The following is a 17,438-nucleotide window of genomic DNA, read 5'->3' on the forward strand; positions in this document are numbered from 1 at the left end:
CTGGCAGGTCTTTTTGTTTGACACCATGGCCCCCTTAGGGTATATTTTCCCCATCGTCAGTGGCGACCGAGCGGGTTCCCGGCGGGGCCTGCTCGGTTGCTTCTCATCCCTCTCTCTGCCGAGGTGACCATGGAGGTCTTCCCCAAGAATCGCGCTCTTCAACGCATCGCCCAGCAAATCCTGCAAAGCCTGCGCCAGGGGCCACAAAGCCCCTATCGGCTCATCGACGCCCAGGATGGCTCCCTGCCCGAATTTCTGCAGGTGTGGCAGACGCTTCAGGAACAAGGCTTGCTCCGGGTGGCGCAGGGCAAGGCCAGCCTTACGCCGCAGGGGGAACAGACCGCCGAGGGCCTACGCCCCGCAGAAGGCGTGCGCTGCCCCCACTGCGCGGGCACAGGCTATCGGCTCGCCCCCTTCCATCAGGAGGTGCTGAAACGCTACCGCGCGTTGATCCGCCATCGTCCCCCGGCGACAGAGGCCTACGATCAGGGCTACATCGACCCCGAGGGGGTGGTGCGCCGGTTGGCTTTCATTCACGAGCGGGGCGACCTCAACGGCACCCGGCTTTTCATCGTGGGCGACGACGACCTGCTGAGCCTCGCCGCCGCGCTGACCGGTTTGCCCGAGCACATCACAGTGGTGGACATCGACCAGCGCATCGTGGATTTCATCAATCAAACCGCCAGGGCGCAGGGCTTGCCCATTGGGGCCGCGGTTTACGATGTGCAACAGGCCTTCCCGGCCCACTGGCAGGGGCACTACGATTTGTTCATCACCGACCCCGTGGAAACCTTGCCCGGGCTGGAGTTATTCCTCTCCCGGGGCGTCTCCACCCTCAAAGGGCTGGGGTGTGCCGGATACTTTGGGTTGACCACCCTGGAAGCCTCCCGAAAGAAATGGCTAGCCATCCAGGAGATGATTCACCGGATGGGGTTCGTCATCACCGACATCCGCCGCCGGTTCAATGTGTACCCCGACGAAGGGGAGACCAACTTCTTCCGCTACCAGGAGAAACTCCCCATCGTGCAGAAACTGGGCCTCCAGGTAGACTACAACTGGTACACCTCGGCGCTCTACCGTATTGAGGCGGTGAAAACGCCCCGCCCCGTGGTCACAGGCCCGCGGATCATCGACGAGCAGGTGTACAAAGACGAAGAAAGTTGGGCTACCCCCAAATGAGCGTAGGGCAGGTCCCACACGCAAGGACGGTGGCGTGATGCCGTTTTCCCAAATTCGTTGCACAGGGATGCTCCTCCTCCTGGCGGCCCTCTTTGGGTTGGCGGGCTGCAACCTGCCGGCACAAAGCCTGCCCTGGAGCGCCACGGCCACCCCGACGCCGACGGCCACCTACACGCCTACCCCATCCCCCACCCCTACGGCCACCCCCACGTCGACACCCACCCTCATTCCTGATCGGCTACGCGAGGCCCAGCGCCAACTGTTCTACGGCGATTGGGACGCAGCGCTGCAGGCCTACCAACTGGCTTACGCCCAGGCCGACCCCAAAACCCAGGCCCGCGCGCTGGTCGGGCAGGGGCGCGCCCTGCTTTACGCCCGCCGTTATGTGGAGGCCCTGGCCACGCTGCGCAAGGTCGTCCAGCGGTTTCCCCAGGAACACGATGCCCGCGCCGACGCCGCCTTCTTTATCGCGCAGACCTATGCGGTCCTGGGTCGCTGGGCCGAGGCAGCCCAGGCCTACCAGGAATACCTCCAAAACCGCCCCGGCTTCATCGACGCCTACATCCACGAATGGCGCGGCGATGCCCTGTTCAACGCCGGGGACTACGCCGGCGCCGTCCAGGCCTACCAGGCCGCCCTGGACGCCCCCCATCTTCCAGAGCGCGAGTACGGCCTCCTTCTCGGCATGGCGCGCGCCTATCACCAGCAGGAGGACTACACGAAAGCCATCGAGCTTTACCGCCAACTCTACCTCTCCACCCACCAGGTGTACCGGCTGGCCTACCTGGATTACCTCATAGGGGATGCCTACCTTCGTTCCGGCGATCCGGCCCAGGCCTACGCCGCTTTCCAGGACGCCGTGACCAACTATCCCTCGGCCTACGGGGCCTATCTGAGCCTGGTCGCCCTGGTGGACGCCGACCAGCCCGTGGATGACTTTCAGCGCGGTCTGGTGGACTACTACGCCAACCAGTATGGTCCGGCGGTGGAGGCGCTGCAACGCTATCTCAACACCCAACCCCAGGGCTCCCACCGCGCCGCGGCCTACTACTACCAGGGGCTGGCTCAACGGGCCCTGGGCAAGCCCGAACAAGCCCTCGCCGCCTGGAACCTACTGATCGAACAGTTCCCCGACGCCGCCCTCTGGGATGAGGCCTGGGAGCAAACGGCTTACACGCTGTGGGCCTGGCTGGACCGCTACCAGGAAGCCAGCCAAACCCTGGTGCGCTTCGTCAACCAGGTTCCCAATCACCCCCGCGTGGCCGAGTTCCTCTTCGATGCTGCCCTCATCCAGGAACGCGCCAAAAAACTGGACGCCGCCATCGCCCTGCTGGAAGAAGTAACTGCTCGTTACCCGGGCACGCCCTACGCCTACAAAGCCCTCTATCGGGCCGGCGTGCTCCGCTATCGCACGGGGGATTGGCAGGCAGCCTTAGAGACCTTCCAGCGGGCCACCGGCTACACTGCCGGACCAGAAGAACTGGCGGCGGTGTACCTGTGGATCGGCAAGGCGTATCAGGCAGGCCAGCAACCGCTGGAAGCCCAAACCGCCTGGGAGCGGGCTGCGGCTGCCGCCCCCACCGCCTATTACAGCGAACGAGCCCGCGATCTGCTGCACCGCCGCCCGCCTTTTGACCCGCCGCAAACCTACAACCTGGGTGTCGATTGGGAAGCCGAATACGCCCAGGCCGCCCAATGGGTGCGGGAGGCCTTCGCCCTCCCTGCGGACCTGGATCTCAGCGCCCCGGGCGTGCTACTCGACGACCCGCGCACCCTCCGCGCCGCCGAATTGTGGCGGTTAGGGAAATACGCCGAAGCCCGCAGCGAACTGGAGGCGCTGCGCAACGACCTCCAGGACGACCCGGCCCAACTGCTCCGGCTGAGCAAATTCGCGTTGGACCTGGGGGCCTATCGTGTGGCCGCTTTTGCCGCCAGGGGGGTGCTAGACCTCGCCGGACTGCCCGAAACCCGTTTGCTCTCCGCTCCCCATTACTTCTCCCACCTCCGTTTTGGCCCCTTCTTCGCCGACCTAGTGGCGCCGCTGGCGCAAACCTACGACTTCCACCCCCTGTTTCTCCTGGCCGTCATCCGTCAGGAAAGCCTGTTCGAGCCTTTCGTCACCTCTTCCGCCGGGGCGCGAGGGCTCATGCAAATCATCCCCAGCACCGGGGAGGAAATCGCCCAACAACTGGGCTGGCCTCCCGACTTCACCGAGGAAGACCTGGAACGCCCCAAAGTCAACCTGACCTACGGCGCTTACTACTTGGCCCGTCAGCGGGACTTTTTAGGCGGGGATCTCTTCGCCGCCCTGGCCGCTTACAACGGCGGCGCTGGCAACGCCCTCCGCTGGCAGGAGACCGCTGGCGACGACCCGGATATCTTCCTGGAAACCGTGTCCTTCACCCAAACCCGGAATTACATCCGGCGGGTGTACGAAACCTTCGTCATCTACCGGCAACTGTATGCCCCCTGAACAAAACCAGACCGCCGACGGATCGTCCGTCGGCGGTTGTGTGTTCCGTGCGCGTTTGCTTTGCTGCCCGCACGCCGTTATGGCGTCGTCGTTCCCTCCTCCAGGGTCGGGAGCACGGACGCCGGCGCGGCCTGCATGTGCCACTTGTGAATTCCGTTGAAACGATCGCTCAAGTCGAACACCGGCCCCAGCCGGATCCCCTGCACTGTGGCATCCACGGCATAGGTGTAAAGGGGGTAAAAGAGGGGCAACGCCGGCAATTCACGGGCGAAGTACACCTGAAAGTTGCGGTACAACTTCATCCGCTGGGCCATGTCGGGGGTGGTGCGCGCCTGTTCCAGATACTCGCTGGCCCGACGGTCATCCCACATACTGTAGTTCTGCCCCCCGGTGATCATCGCCTGATGCCAGAAAGGATAGGGGTCCGGATCCGGCGTGCGGCTCAGATCCAGGTCCACCAACGCTGCCTGATAGGTGCGCGGCTCCAGGTAGTCGCTGATGAGCCGGCCGTACCCCACTGGCACCAGATTGACCGCCACACCTAACGCCGCCCAATCTTCCCGAATGGCTTCCGCCAGGGCCTGATGCTTTTCATCGTCCGGATAGACCAGATCAAAGGCCAACTTCTGGTCGTCCTTGGCCCGCACTTTGGCCCCCTCCTCGGGGAAAGTGTATTTCGCCTCCCGCAGCAGGCTCACCGCCCCCTGGGGGTCATACGCCACCCTGGGCACCCCGTCGTAATACGCCCAGGTGCCCGGGAAAATCGGGCCGTCGGCCAGAATCGCCTGCCCTTGCAGAATGCGATCCACCATCCACTGGCGATTCAGCCCTCGATACAGAGCGCGGCGGACCACAGGGTCCTGGAAGAACGGCACCTCGGAGTTCTGCAGATTGAACAAAATCAAACTCAGTTTGGGCAACCGGGCGGTGTAGAAGTTCAAATTGGGCTCCGCCAGCGTCGCAGCAAGAATGTCCGGCGTTATCCGATCAATACCCAGCACTTCCTCAGCCCGATAGGCCTGCAGGGCTTCTTGAGGCGAGGCGTAATAGCGAAAAGTCACCTGGTCAATGTATGGCCGACCCAAATAGTAGTACTCGTTGGCCCGCAGGACGACCCCGGTAATCGCTTCGTGCTCTACCAGCAAATGGTCAAACTGGTAGGGCCCACACCCCAGGGGCTGCAGATTCAGCGGGGAATCGGGGATTTGCTCCGGCGGCACATTGGCCCACACATGTTTGGGCACCAGGCCAAAGGTCAGGTAATCGAGGAAAGGGGCAAAAGCCTCCGGCAAACGGAACTGGATGGTGCGCCCATCGCCTAAGGGCTCCACCTCCACCTCGGACCAGAAAGCCCGCACATCGGTTGGGACGGGCAGCGCGGGGTTGCGCATCAACTCCACGGTGAACACCACATCTTCCGCCGTGACAGGCTGACCATCGTGCCAGGTCACGCCATCCCGCAGGGCGAAATTGTAGATCGTGCCGTCTTGAGAAATCCCCCACGACTCGGCCACAGCGCCTTGGGGCACGCCCCGGCTGTCAAAACGGATCAGGGAGCAGTAGAGCAACCGATCCACATCCCGATCCACGCGGTTATAGCCGTCGAGCAGAGGATTGAAACGGGCAGGCTGCCCCACCAGGGCTTCGATGTAATGCCCACCGCTCACCGGGGTCGGGGCCAGGGCCGGGTTTCCGCCGGGCAGGGGCTGTTCGCGGCTTTGTTGCTGCCAGAGCAACGCCCCCACGACCACCAGCGCGACCACAGCCAGCACCACCAGCACCCGAAAGCGCTGCCACAAACTCTTTTGAGTGTCCATAGAAGCCAAAAACGCCTACCCGACCACGATGACCGAGGCAATGGCCAGCAAGAAGAAAATCACGCTCAAGGCAATGGTGATGTTGAACAGGGTTTTCTCCAGGCCACGCCGCGTGGTCGCAAAGGTGCCCATGTCGCCCCCCGTCAAGCCCCCCAAACCGGCGCCTTTGCTTTGCAAAACCACACTCACGATCAGGGCAATTGAAGTTATAATCAAGGCCAGGTTCAAATAAGTTTCCAAAGCAACCTCCCATGTCGTGCGCAAGAATTCACGGCTTCGGGCCGTGAGAGGTACGCGGCGGATTATACCGCTGCCCAGGTAAATCGTCAAACAGGCACTCCACCAGGGAAGCGTCATGCACGAAATTGTCCTCAATCTGCACATGCACACCCGCTACTCTGACGGCACCGGTCTGCACCGGGATCTGGCCAGGGCGGCCTGGAAGGCGGGCGTCGATGTCCTCCTGGTCACGGATCACAATGTGTGGGTCGATGGCGTGGAGGGATACTATGCCAACGGCAACCACAAAGTGCTGCTGCTGGTAGGGGAAGAGGTTCACGACCGCACCCGGCAGCCCCAAAAGAACCACTTGCTGGTTTTCGGCGCCCAGCGGGAGATGGCCCCCCTGGCGGACGACCCGCAGCGTCTACTGGACGCTGTCAACCAGGCCGGGGGGCTGGCCTTCATCGCCCATCCTCACGACCCCGCCGCGCCCACCTTCCACGAGCCCGACATCTCCTGGGTGGACTGGGAGGTGACCGGCTACCACGGCCTCGAACTCTGGAACGCCATGAGCGAATTCAAAGGGCACTTGCGCAGTTGGGCCCACGCTCTGTACTACACCTTCCAGTTCCACCAGATCGCCCAGGGGCCGTATCCCGAAGCCTTGGAACGGTGGACCAGCCTGCTGGCCGCCGGCCAAAAGGTGGTCGCCGTGGCCGGGTCCGACGCCCACGCGCTGCATAAGCGCCTGGGGCCGGTGCGCAAAGTGCTCTTTCCTTACGAGTGGCACTTCCGGGCCGTCAACACCCACCTGCTGCTGCCCGAGCCCCTGAGCGGCGACCTGAGCACCGACCGGGGACGGGTTTACGCCGCGTTGCGTCAGGGGCGCGCTTTTTTGGCCAACGATCTGCTCGCCGAGGCCCGGGGTTTTCGCTTCACCGGCCAGGGGCAAGGGCAGGAAGCGTTCCCCGGCGAGAGCCTGCCGCTCAACGGCGGCGTCACGCTGAAAGCCCGCCTGCCCCGCAAAGCCGAAATCCGTCTCCGACGCTACGCCGAGGTCATCCAGACCTGGAAGAATCACGAAGTTATGGCCTACACAGCCACGCGACCGGGGGCCTACTGGCTGGAGATGTTCCTCTTTCGTTGGGGGCGCAGGCGTACCTGGATCATCAGCAACCCCATTTATGTCGAATAACCAGGGCACACGAAAAAGCCACCGACGGATTGGTGGCGGCTTGCGTTTTGGCCCAAGTGCTCCTGGGACGCCGCTCACCCTGCCAGCAGCGCCTGCACCCGCTGCGCCACCTCGGCGCGCGGCACGGCGACCTGTTCGCCCGTGCGCAAATCTTTCACCGTCACCACCCCCTGCGCCAACTCGTCGGGGCCGAGCACCAGGGCCACCTTCATCCCCAACCGGTCGGCAAACTTGAACTGCTTGCCCAATTTGGCCGGTTCGGGATAGGTCGTCACATTCAACCCGGCCTCCCGCAACTCGGCCCCCAAACGGTAGGCGACCAACAAATGCGCCTCATCGAACACGGTGACCAGCACCGGCGCGGGGTGAGCGCTTAAATCGGGCAGCCGTCCGTACTTCTCCAGTACCAGGGTGATCACCATATCGCCCATGGCAAAGCCCACGCCCGGTAAGGGCGCGCCGCCCACATCGGCCACCAGATTGTCGTAGCGCCCGCCCCCCAAAATGGCGCGGAACTCGCCTTGCGTGTCCCGTGCTTCAAACACCGTGCCGGTGTAATAGTCCAACCCGCGAATGATGTACGGCGCAAAGCGGATGTACTCCCGCGCCCCCAGGGCCTCGCAGGCACGGAAGAACCGCACCAACTCCTCAGAGGTCTCCCACAGCCCTTCGTTTTCCAGCAGCCGGTACAGGCCCTGGATTTGTTCGCCATCCAGACCCAAATCCCGCGCATAAGCCTCCCAGGCCGGAGGCTTCATCTTCTCCTTGCGGTCGATGAGCCGGAAAACCTGCCCCCGCCCTTCAGGAGGGATGCCCAGCCTCTCCAGTTGAGCATCCATCAACCGGCGGTTGTTCACCAAAATCTGGACCTCCTCGGGGGTCAACCCCACCCGACGGAAAAACGCGGCCCCAATAGCGGCCAACTCGGCGTCGGCTTCAGGCGAGTTTACGCCAATCATGTCGATGTTCCACTGGAAGAATTCGCGGGCCCGTCCGCGCTGCGGTCGCTCATAGCGCCAAAAGGGGCCAAAAGACCACCAACGCAGCGGAAACCGCAACTGCCCCTGCTTTTGGGCCACCATCCGGGCCAAAGTGGGCGTCAGTTCCGGGCGCAGGGCAATGAGTTCCCCGCTACGATCGGGAAAGACGAAGGCCTGTTCTTGGACCAGTTCCTCGCCCGACTTGGCGGCGTAAAGGGCCAGAGGTTCCAACGCCGGCCCATCGTACTCCTGATAGCCAAAGGCCTCGGATACAGCACGCATCTGGGCATACAGCCACGAACGCACGGCCATCCGTTCCGGATAAAAATCCCGGGTGCCTTTGACGGAAGCGATCACCTTTTTGCTCATCTTCCCGCTCCTGACCTCCATGCAAACTTAATGCCCGATGTGCCCCGGGTTCGCCATCTCCAGCGAGTCATCCCACAAACGCCAGCGGCGGTGCCAGGAAAGGATCTGGGGCACCACATAGGGCAACAGCCACAGGCGTCGGCTGGGGGGAATCGGCGTCAGGCCCACCAGGTCCAGGTACAAATCCAGCGCCAGCATCTGCGTCATGCTCTGGCGGCGTCGCAGGAGATAGGGCACCGCCACCCAGGAGAGGGCGGCGCCAAACATGAACGAAAAGACGGCGGTCCGCACATCCTCCCAGCAGGACATGGCTACTCCTGCCTGAGCCAACGCGCCACTCCACCGGGATGGCGGTAACCCACCATGGCGTCCAGCAACGATTGCGGCTCCTCGGCCACGACGAACAACCGCTCATGCTCGTCGTAGAGGAAGCCCTCGGCGCGCGCCCGCCGGATGAACGCCAGCAAGGCGTCGAAGTAGCTCTGGACATTGAGCAGCCCAATGGGTTTGGTGTGCAGGCCGATTTGGGCCCAGGTGAGCACCTCAAAAAGTTCCTCCATCGTGCCAAAACCCCCGGGGAGAGCAATGAAGGCATCGCTCAAGGCCGCCATGCGGGCCTTGCGGGCGTGCATGTCGGGCACCACCTCCAGGCGGGAAAGCCCCTGGTGCGCTAAACGGGGTGTGTTGAAATGCTCCGGGATCACCCCGATGACCTCGCCGCCCTTTTCCAGAGCGCCGTCGGCCACGACGCCCATCAGTCCGGTGCTCCCCCCGCCGTAAACCAAAACAAAGCCGCGCTGTGCCAACGCACGGCCCAGCGCCCGTGCCGCCTGATAGAACCTTTCGTCCACCTCGTCGGCCGAGCCACAAAACACACAAATGCGCTGCAATGGAGTTTCTGCCTTTTCCATGAGCGCAATTCTACCACCATCCCCAAGGGATGGCGGCAAGTCAGGCACGCTTTTCTCGCCCAACTTACCGCCATCCCCGTCTCATCCTAACGCAAGCGGGATGGCGTGGCCGGGCTGCCGGAAGTTTCCACCGCCGGGGGCTTTTCCTCAATACGGAACAACTGCAAAATGCGGCGCACCATATCGTAGGCCACATTCTGCTGAAAGCCTGTAACCCAGGCCAGCACGAACACCATGGCCGCCGAGGTGATGTTCTGCTGGGCGCTGGCCGTCAACGAAAACAATCCGGCCTGGATGACCAGATAGACGAACGCGCCCAAAGCCAGCCCCATGATGGGGTTGGTGATGTACCACATGGTGTATTGTTTGTCGAAATCCTGCTCGCGGGCCACATGGCGCCAGAGCGCATACAACGCCCCGGTGACGCCTCCCAGGCCTCCCCAAATCACGCTTTTCAGCGCCACCACCAGCCACAGGACGCTTTGCGGGCCGGCCATCGCATTCGGGGAATATCCCAACGAAGGTCCCACTCGATAGATCACCCAGGGGAGGAAGAACATCCCCACAGCCAACACCACCACCCACGCCAACTCGTAAAACAGCAGGCGTACGCCTATGGTGTACGACCATTCCCGGACACGGCGAGCTAAGGCGACCCGATAATCCACCTCGTTGAGCAGGCGCTCGGCCTCCTCGTAATACTCCAGGCCGGCCATCAGATAGTTGCGCGCCGCCTGCAAATCGTCCAGCAACCGCCGCGCCAGGGGGAGGCTGCTGATCTCCTTCTTGACGCTCTGATGCAAGTTGTCCACCCGGTCCCAGAGTTCCTGTACCCTTTGCAAGGGCACCAACTGCTTGACCATTTCCGGAGAAGGGGGCACCGGTTCGCCGAGGGGCGGCGGTTGCGAAGGCCCCACCGGTCCCGGCGCCTCCAGGGCCGCCGAGGTGAACACAGGGGCGCCCCGCATGGCCTCGGGCGGCGGCAAAGGCACCTCGGCTTGTGGGCCGGCCGTCTCGCCCAGGACCTCAGGGGGCAACAGCGGTTCCATGGCCCCCATTCCCTTGTCCTCCTCGGCCGGGGGCGGGCCTTCCGGAAACGCTTCACCTTCCACGCCGCCGACATGGGCCACCACTTCTTCGGGGGTCAAAGCGGAAGGCAAGGCCTCCTTTTCCGCCGCTGGCGTCGGCTCTTTGGCGGCCGGCACCTCCTCCAGCATCTCCTCAGGCACCATCTCGCGCCCAGCGCCTTCCAGGGGGTTCTCTTCAGACACGGCTCACCTCCTGCCATAACTCGTCGGCCAACATGCGAAAGGCACGGGCCGCCGGCGACTCCGGACGATACCCCAACACCGTTTTGCGGGCCGCCGGGGCCACGGCCACGCTCTCATCCAGCGGAATGGTGGTGCGGGTCACCCGCGCGCCAAACACGCGCCGCATCTCGGCCACCGCGGTCTCGGCGTACACGGACCCCCGCTGCACCCTGGTGGGCACCAGAGCCAGCAGGCGCAGATGGGGATTCAGGCGCGCCTGGACCCGCCGCACGGCCTCCAACAGCAGGCGCACGCCCCGCATGGCCAGATACTCGGCGGCCACCGGGATGAGCAGATGGGTCCCCGCCACCAGGGCGTTGGCCGTCAGCACCCCCAAATTGGGCGGGGTGTCCAAAAGCACCACTTCCACGCCCTCCGGCATCACCCCGGGCAGATGCCGCTTCAGGCGCGTCACCCGATCCGGTTGGGAAAGCAACCGATACTCCAACAGCAACAAATCCCGATGGGCGGGGAGGAGGAACAACCCCGGTCGCACCCTTTTCACCGCTTCGCGCCCTTGCGGCCCGGGCTGCGCCAAAACCTGGGCCACAGAACCGTCCCCATGGTAAGGGTCCAGCCCAAAGGTGCTGGTCAACGCGCCCTGAGGGTCCAGGTCCACCAACAGGGTCACGATTCCCCGTTCGGCCAGGGCGGCGCCCAGGTTGGCCGCCAGGGTGGATTTCCCGACTCCGCCTTTCTGATTGGCGATCACCCATACATGCGTCACGCTTTGAGTATAGAGGAGATTGGAGCCCAAGTCAACTGAGCGGGAAGCCCATGGTATAATCGGCGCGCCAAACTGGAGAACTTGCCTATGAGTGAAAACACAAAAATTTGCCCAACTTGTGGTACGCGTATTCCGGCAACGGCCACCCGTTGTCCGGTTTGCGGCACGGCCTTCACTGCGGGTGAAGGCACGCCGCAACTCAAGCCGGGGCGTTTCCCCGAAGTGACGCTGAGCCTGCCCCTGGCCCTGGCGATGCTGGCTTTCTTCGTTGCCCTGGGCGCCGGGATGGTGTACTTCGCCCTGAGCCAGATGAACCGCATCGCCGAACCCACCCCCATCCCTTCGGCGACGCCATCCCCCAGCCCCACGCTGACGCCCACGCCGGTGACCCCCACTCCCACTTTCACGCCCCTGCCCTCGCCAACGCCGTTCATCTATGAAGTCAAAGCCGGCGACACCTGTTCCAGCATCGCGCTGGCTTTCGGCATCTCGGTGCGCAGCCTGGTGTTGCTGAACAATCTGCCCGCAGCCTGCGACACCCTCTTCGTTGGGCAGAAGTTGCTCATCCCGCAACCCACCCCCACCCCTTCGCCTCAGCCTACCGGCACGCTCAGCCCTGCCGAGGCCACCAAGCAGGCCTGCGACCGGGTCATCTACGAGGTCAAGGAAAACGACACGCTGAGCAGCATCGCTTTGAATTACGGTGTGCCCATGGACGCCATCCGCCGCTACAACGGTCTGGTGGGCGACCAGGTGTTCTTCGGACAAAAGTTGATCATTCCACTATGTGAGCGCAACCCCACTCCAGGGCCCACGCCCACGCCCACGCCGCCGCCGCCGTATCCGGCGCCCAGCCTGCTGTTGCCTGTGGACGGCGCGGTGTTCACCCTGGCCGACGAAGCCGTGGTACTGCAGTGGGCCTCGGTGGGCGAACTGCGGGACAACGAAGCGTATGCCGTCACCGTCGAGGATGTGACCGCCGACCGGGGGCGCAAGCTGGTGGCCTATGTCACCGATACGAAGTATATCGTGCCCAACGACTTCCGCCCCACGGAAAGCAAGCCGCATGTCTTCCGCTGGTGGGTGGTCACCGTGCGCCAGACGGGCACCGACGAGAACGGCAACCCCATCTGGACGCCGGCCGGTGCACGCAGCGAATCCCGCACCTTTGCCTGGGTCGGCGTGGCCCCGGCGGCGACCCCCACGCCGTCCCCTTAGTACCCCCCTCGATTCGACATCAAGACCCGGCGGGCGCAGGAAACAAACCATCCTGCGCCCGCTTTTTCGTCCCTTGTTGGGCCCAAAAAGAAAACCACCGGGACGGCACCGTCCCGGTGGTCTGCTGCCTTTTTCCCAGGGTCCGGATTAGCCCTGGGCCTCCTTGACGGCCTCTTCCAGCATGGCCGTGGTGACCGACTTGGGGCGCTCGATGGGATGGCCCAGAGCACGGGCCCAAACCACATTGGCCGTCACGCCCAGCGCGCGGCCCACGCCGAACATCACCGTGTAGAAGTCCGACTCGGTGACCCCGTAGTGCTGCTGCAGGGTACCGCTGAGGGCGTCCACATTGGGCCACGGATTCTTGGCCTTGCCGTGCTCCTTGAGCACCTCGGGGATGACCTCGTAGGCCACCTTGGCCGTCTGGAACAAGGGGTCTTCGGGCATGTGCTCCAGGGCAAATTCGAACTGCGCCTTGTAGCGGGGGTCGGTGCGGCGCAACACGGCATGGCCGTATCCGGGGATCACCTGACCGCTGTTCAGGGTGTCCCAGGCGTACTGGCGCATCTGCTCGTGGGTGGGCACGCCGCCGAACTTGTCCATCACGCCCTTCAGCCAGTAGAGGCAGTTCTGGTTGGCCAGGCCGTGCAACGGGCCCGCCAGGCCATCCATCGCCGCGGAGAAGGCGTAGTAAATGTCGGAGAGGGCCGAAGCCACCAAGTAGGTGGTGTGAGCGCTCACATTGCCGCTCTCGTGGTCCGAGTGCAGGATGAAGTACAGGCGGCTAAGGTTCTTGTACTTGGGGTCCTCCACGCCCATCATGTGGGCAAAGTTGGCCCCCCAATCCAGGTCAGGATCCGGCTCGATGAACTTGCCATCCTTGTACTTCAGCCGGTAGATGAAGGCCGCGATGGCGGGCAACTTGGCCGTCAGGCTCAAGGCGTCTTCCAGCATGGGGTCCCAGAAATCGGTCTTCTTCAAGCCCTCTTTGTAACGCTTGGCGAAAACCGATTCCGGCTGCAGCGCCAGCACCGCGGCGGAGAACATGGTCATGGGATGGGACTCTTTGGGGAAGGCCCGCAACACATCAAACACATGCTGCGGCAGGGCCATCCGCTTCTTCCACTCTGCCTCCACCGACAGGGCCTCTTCCTTGGTAGGGAAATCGCCCGTCAACAGCAGCCAGTACAGGCCGCCCACATAGGGCATATCACCGTCGGAGGGCTTGGGCAACTTCTCCAACACTTCGGGGATAGTGTGCCCACGGAAGCGGATGCCCTCATACGGGTCCACATAGGAAATATCGGTGACCAACACCTTCAGGCCGCGCATCCCGCCCAAAATCTGGCGGACATGCACCTGGTCCACGACCACATCACCGTACTCCTTGGCCAACTTCCGTTGGCGCTCACGCCATGCGGGGATCTCGGCAGCAAGCCGTTCCTTCAGCAACATAGACTCCTCCTTCCATCCGAGGCAAAATGATGGGGGAAGGATTTTTCCTTCCCCCAAAGGGCTAAATCAGGCCAAACTCGGTCAACTTGGCGACATTGGTGCGCACATGGGCCACCGACTTCTTGAAAGCCGCCGTTTCCTCCTCGTTGAGGTCGTACTCGATCACCTTCTCCACGCCCTTGCGGCCCAACATGGCCGGCACGCCGATGAAGATGTCCTTTTCGCCATACTCGCCGTTCAGATAGACCGTGGCCGGGACAATGAGGTGCTTGTCCTTCAAGATGGCCTCGGTCATCTGAGCCAGCGCCGCGGCCGGCGCGTAGAAGGCGCTCCCTTTCTTGAGCAGGCTGACGATCTCGCCACCGCCCTTGCGGGTGCGCTCCACGATAGCGTCCAGTTTGTCCTTGGGGAGATACTTTTCTAAGGGCACACCGGCGATGTTGGAGTGACGGGTGAGCGGCACCATGCTATCACCATGGCCACCCAGCACATAGCAGTGGATATTCTCCACGCTGACGCCGGTTTCCATGGCGACGAAAGCGCGCATACGGGCCGAGTCCAGAATGCCCGCCTGCCCCATGACCCGGTAAGCAGGCAGCCCGGTGACCTTCCAGGTGAGGTAGGTCATCACATCCAGCGGATTGGTGAGCACGATGTAGATGGCGTCCGGCGACTGCTCCAGGGTCTTGCGGGCCACATCGGCCACGATCTTGGCATTGGTGGTCAGCAAGTCGTCGCGGCTCATCCCCGGCTTGCGCGGCAAACCGGCGGTGATGATCACGATGTCCGAACCTTTGGTGGCCGCGTAATCATTACTCCCCACAATGGTGACATCTTTGCCGACGACCGGCATGGCCTCCTGCAAATCCAACGCCTTCCCCTGAGGCATGCCCTCCACGATATCCACCAAGACGATATCGGCAATCTCGCGCTCGGCCAACCAATGGGCCGTGGTCGAGCCCGTCATGCCAGCACCGATAATAGAAACCTTGGCCATAAAAACCTCCTCCATCGCAAGATAGCGCTGAGAGCGCCTGAGGCTGCTCAGAGCAAATACCCATTTCTAATTATATACCTATTTGGCTTCTTGACAAGTGCCAATTGTCACAAATTCTGGACGATTCAGGATTCCCCGGCCTCTGCGCTCAGAAAATGCACCACCTCCATGGCCGCCTGCGCCCCCATGCCGGCCGAGGTGATGACCTGTCGATAGCGCGGATCGGCCACTTCGCCCGCGGCGAACACGCCAGGCACGCTGGTGCGGGTGTAGGCATCCACCTTCACATATCCCCGCTCGTCCAGGGCCAACTGCTCGTGGAAAAGCGCGGTGTTCGGCTCGTGACCGATGAAGATGAAGACCCCGGCGGTAGGGTACACCTGCTCCTCGCCCGACACCACATCGCGCAGTCGCACCCCTTCGACCACATCTTCACCCAGGATCTCGGTGACCACCTTGTTGAACAAGAACCGGATTTTGGGGTGGTTCCGGGCCCGCTTTTGCAGCAACGGCCCGGCGCGCAACTGCTTCCGCCGATGAATGATGGTGACCTGGGTGGCGTACCGGGTCAGGAAAAGCCCCTCTTCCAGGGCGCTGTCGCCCCCGCCGATGACCACCACCTCCATCCCTTTGAAGAAGTGACCGTCACAGGTGGCGCAGTAGGACACGCCCATGCCCACCAGGTCCTCCTCGCCGGGGACACCCAGGCGCCGGGGGGCGGCCCCCGTGGCGATGATCAACGCCCGGGCCTCCACCTCGCCCCCCCGGACGACTATACGAAACGGTCGCCGCCGCAAACCCACCGCCGTGGCCATATCCAGGCGAATCTCTGCCCCAAAGCGCTCAGCCTGGTCCTTCAGCCGCTGCACCAACTCTTGCCCCCCCACCCCCTCGGGAAAGCCCGGGTAGTTCTCCACGATGTGGGTCAGGGAAACCTGACCGCCCAAGTCCGGCCCGGCGATGACCAGAGGGGCCAGTTCGGCCCGCGCCGCGTAGAGCGCCGCCGTCAGCCCAGCCGGACCCGAGCCCAAAATCACCACCTGTCGCCTTTCCATAACAAGTGCCTAATCCTTCTGCGGAAGAAGATAAAGCGGCGCCTCATTGACCGAAGCGCCGCTTTGTGCTTTCTCCATGGTCAGGCCTCGATGGCCATCAACTCAGGATGGGCCTGCAGGTACTCCCGCACCGCAATGGCCGCCTTGGCCCCATCGCCCACGGCCACCGCCACCTGGGCTAGGTTACCCGAGCGCACATCCCCGGCCGCGAAGACTCCTTCCACATTGGTGCGCATGTGCCGGTCGGTGACGATGTACCCGCGCTCATCCAGTTCCACCACGCCCTTGACGAAGTCAGTATAGGGCTGGTAACCCACATAGATGAACACCGCCTTGGTGGGGAGCTCCTTCAGTTCACCCGTCTCGCGGTCCTTGATCACGACCGCCTCGACGAAGTCGCTTCCCTTGATCTCCACGGCCATGTGGGAGAAGTAGCACTTGACCTTGGGATGGTTCATCACCCGGTCGCGGAGCACCTTCTCAGCGATGGAGTGGTCGAGGAATTCCACAAAGGTCACCGACTTGGCGTATTCCAGCAAAATCTGGGCTTCCTGCAAGCCCGAATTCCCGCAGCCGATGACCACCACATCCTGGTCCTTGTACAGCGGGCCGTCGCAGGTGGCGCAATAGGAAACGCCTTTGTTGGTGAACTCCGCCTCGCCAGGGATGCCCAGTTTCTTTGGCCGGCTACCCGTGGCCAGGACGACGGTGCGACCTTTGAACACCTGCCCGTCGCTGGTGGTGACCTCGAAGATGCCGTCTTCCCGCTTGCGCAGGCCGGTCACCTCTTCGAATTCCACGATTTCGGCGCCAAAGCGCTTGGCCTGAGCCACAAACTTTTCCATCAACTCCGAGCCGTCGATCCCCTCAGGGAAGCCCGGGTAGTTTTCGATCAAATGCGTGGTGGCGGCCAGGCCTCCCGTGGTTTCCCGCTCCAGCACCAGCGTCTGCCACCCATCACGGCTGGCATAAATGGCCGCCGTCAATCCGGCCGCCCCGGCCCCCACCACCAACAGGTCGTACACCTTGCTGGCATCTGCCTGCGTGTTTCCACCGACATTCAATTGAAACATAGCCACCTCCTGGTGATCTGCTTGCCTTACCCGAACCTCGGGCCGGTCGAGGGGTGGCTACCTGCAGCCACCCCTCGACTTACCCCAACCCGTTCCAAAAACGCCTTGAGCCGCTGATCCTGTGCCTTACTCTTCCACAATCGCCAGGATATCGTCGGAATCCATGATCAAATGTTCTTCACCGTCGATCTTGATCTCGGTGCCCGTGTATTTGGGGAAGAGCACCTTCTGCCCCACCTTCACCTTGATATCTTCTTCCTCGTCACCGATGGCGACGACCACGCCCATCTGGGGCTTCTCTTTGGCCGTCTCCGGCAGCAGAATACCGCTCTTGGTGCGCAGTTCTTCCTCTTCAGGGCGGACCAATACGCGAGTACCCAAGGGTTTGACCTTCAAAGTCTTCTCAGCCATGTGTACCTCCTCGATGTAGAGTTTCCTTTTATTGAGATGCAGATCA

General features: G+C 62.9%; 16 protein-coding genes. 4 read left to right on the plus strand and 12 right to left on the minus strand.

Annotation, left to right across the window (positions count from 1 at the left end; all coding sequences use genetic code 11):
• The first annotated feature begins 129 nt into the window (after positions 1-129).
• Positions 130-1,179 carry a bis-aminopropyl spermidine synthase family protein gene (locus G4O04_01945; protein ID HEY57299.1) on the plus strand — a complete coding sequence of 350 codons (1,050 nt, stop codon included), beginning with the start codon at positions 130-132 and terminating at the stop codon, positions 1,177-1,179.
• A gap of 37 nt (positions 1,180-1,216) precedes the next feature.
• Positions 1,217-3,652, plus strand: a complete 2,436-nt coding sequence (locus G4O04_01950) for a tetratricopeptide repeat protein (protein ID HEY57300.1) — start codon at positions 1,217-1,219, stop codon at positions 3,650-3,652.
• Positions 3,653-3,729: 77 nt separating this feature from the next.
• On the opposite strand, the gene G4O04_01955 is transcribed toward G4O04_01950, so the two are convergent.
• Positions 3,730-5,469, minus strand: a complete 1,740-nt coding sequence (locus G4O04_01955; protein HEY57301.1) for a peptide ABC transporter substrate-binding protein — start codon at positions 5,467-5,469, stop codon at positions 3,730-3,732.
• 15 nt (positions 5,470-5,484) lie between these two features.
• A complete protein-coding gene (gene secG, locus G4O04_01960; GenBank protein ID HEY57302.1) occupies positions 5,485-5,709 on the minus strand; it encodes a preprotein translocase subunit SecG in 225 nt (74 codons plus the stop codon).
• A 115-nt stretch (positions 5,710-5,824) separates the two neighbouring features.
• Here secG and G4O04_01965 point away from each other — a divergent pair, with 115 nt between their 5' ends.
• On the plus strand, positions 5,825-6,886 hold the full coding sequence (locus tag G4O04_01965) for a CehA/McbA family metallohydrolase (protein ID HEY57303.1): 1,062 nt from the start codon (positions 5,825-5,827) through the stop codon (positions 6,884-6,886).
• Positions 6,887-6,960: 74 nt separating this feature from the next.
• Here the strand turns inward: G4O04_01965 and hisS are convergent, their stop codons facing one another.
• The 5 genes from hisS to G4O04_01990 all read right to left on the minus strand — a co-directional run bounded on the left by hisS (position 6,961) and on the right by G4O04_01990 (position 11,183).
• Entirely contained in the window at positions 6,961-8,235 is a 1,275-nt protein-coding gene (gene hisS / locus G4O04_01970) for a histidine--tRNA ligase (protein HEY57304.1), read from the minus strand.
• Positions 8,236-8,262: 27 nt separating this feature from the next.
• The gene (locus G4O04_01975) at positions 8,263-8,544 is read right to left on the minus strand and encodes a hypothetical protein (protein HEY57305.1); all 282 of its coding nucleotides are present in this window, start codon (positions 8,542-8,544) and stop codon (positions 8,263-8,265) included.
• A 2-nt stretch (positions 8,545-8,546) separates the two neighbouring features.
• Positions 8,547-9,125, minus strand: coding sequence for a TIGR00730 family Rossman fold protein (locus tag G4O04_01980; GenBank protein ID HEY57306.1), 579 nt, complete (start codon positions 9,123-9,125; stop codon positions 8,547-8,549).
• A 107-nt stretch (positions 9,126-9,232) separates the two neighbouring features.
• Complete coding sequence (locus G4O04_01985) at positions 9,233-10,417, minus strand: hypothetical protein (protein ID HEY57307.1); 1,185 nt, start codon at positions 10,415-10,417, stop codon at positions 9,233-9,235.
• Positions 10,410-11,183, minus strand: coding sequence for a ParA family protein (locus tag G4O04_01990; protein ID HEY57308.1), 774 nt, complete (start codon positions 11,181-11,183; stop codon positions 10,410-10,412). The genes G4O04_01985 and G4O04_01990 overlap by 8 nt, the downstream gene beginning before the upstream one ends.
• Positions 11,184-11,270: 87 nt before the next feature.
• Here G4O04_01990 and G4O04_01995 point away from each other — a divergent pair, with 87 nt between their 5' ends.
• Entirely contained in the window at positions 11,271-12,401 is a 1,131-nt protein-coding gene (locus tag G4O04_01995; GenBank protein HEY57309.1) for a LysM peptidoglycan-binding domain-containing protein, read from the plus strand.
• Positions 12,402-12,548: 147 nt separating this feature from the next.
• On the opposite strand, the gene G4O04_02000 is transcribed toward G4O04_01995, so the two are convergent.
• From G4O04_02000 to G4O04_02020, 5 genes are all read right to left on the minus strand, one after another.
• Positions 12,549-13,856: a citrate (Si)-synthase gene (locus tag G4O04_02000; GenBank protein ID HEY57310.1), complete on the minus strand. Its 1,308-nt coding sequence runs from the start codon at positions 13,854-13,856 to the stop codon at positions 12,549-12,551.
• A gap of 61 nt (positions 13,857-13,917) precedes the next feature.
• Complete coding sequence (gene mdh / locus G4O04_02005) at positions 13,918-14,868, minus strand: malate dehydrogenase (protein HEY57311.1); 951 nt, start codon at positions 14,866-14,868, stop codon at positions 13,918-13,920.
• A gap of 110 nt (positions 14,869-14,978) precedes the next feature.
• A complete protein-coding gene (gene trxB / locus G4O04_02010; protein ID HEY57312.1) occupies positions 14,979-15,908 on the minus strand; it encodes a thioredoxin-disulfide reductase in 930 nt (309 codons plus the stop codon).
• 80 nt (positions 15,909-15,988) lie between these two features.
• Positions 15,989-16,981, minus strand: coding sequence for a thioredoxin-disulfide reductase (trxB, locus tag G4O04_02015; protein ID HEY57313.1), 993 nt, complete (start codon positions 16,979-16,981; stop codon positions 15,989-15,991).
• Between the two features lie 126 nt (positions 16,982-17,107).
• The gene (locus tag G4O04_02020) at positions 17,108-17,377 is read right to left on the minus strand and encodes a co-chaperone GroES (GenBank protein HEY57314.1); all 270 of its coding nucleotides are present in this window, start codon (positions 17,375-17,377) and stop codon (positions 17,108-17,110) included.
• Positions 17,378-17,438 lie beyond the last annotated feature (61 nt).

The organism is Anaerolineae bacterium (assembly GCA_011176535.1).
GTDB lineage: Bacteria > Chloroflexota > Anaerolineae > Anaerolineales > DRMV01 > DUEP01.

Coding starts and splice junctions, on each gene's coding strand:
- trxB (HEY57312.1), bottom strand. CDS start 15,908: ATGGAAAGGCGACAGGTGGTGATTTTGGGCTCGGGTCCGGCTGGGCTG.
- G4O04_01995 (HEY57309.1), top strand. CDS start 11,271: ATGAGTGAAAACACAAAAATTTGCCCAACTTGTGGTACGCGTATTCCG.
- G4O04_01945 (HEY57299.1), top strand. CDS start 130: ATGGAGGTCTTCCCCAAGAATCGCGCTCTTCAACGCATCGCCCAGCAA.
- trxB (HEY57313.1), bottom strand. CDS start 16,981: ATGTTTCAATTGAATGTCGGTGGAAACACGCAGGCAGATGCCAGCAAG.
- G4O04_02000 (HEY57310.1), bottom strand. CDS start 13,856: ATGTTGCTGAAGGAACGGCTTGCTGCCGAGATCCCCGCATGGCGTGAG.
- G4O04_01950 (HEY57300.1), top strand. CDS start 1,217: ATGCCGTTTTCCCAAATTCGTTGCACAGGGATGCTCCTCCTCCTGGCG.
- G4O04_01975 (HEY57305.1), bottom strand. CDS start 8,544: ATGTCCTGCTGGGAGGATGTGCGGACCGCCGTCTTTTCGTTCATGTTT.
- hisS (HEY57304.1), bottom strand. CDS start 8,235: ATGAGCAAAAAGGTGATCGCTTCCGTCAAAGGCACCCGGGATTTTTAT.
- mdh (HEY57311.1), bottom strand. CDS start 14,868: ATGGAGGAGGTTTTTATGGCCAAGGTTTCTATTATCGGTGCTGGCATG.
- G4O04_01955 (HEY57301.1), bottom strand. CDS start 5,469: ATGGACACTCAAAAGAGTTTGTGGCAGCGCTTTCGGGTGCTGGTGGTG.
- G4O04_01965 (HEY57303.1), top strand. CDS start 5,825: ATGCACGAAATTGTCCTCAATCTGCACATGCACACCCGCTACTCTGAC.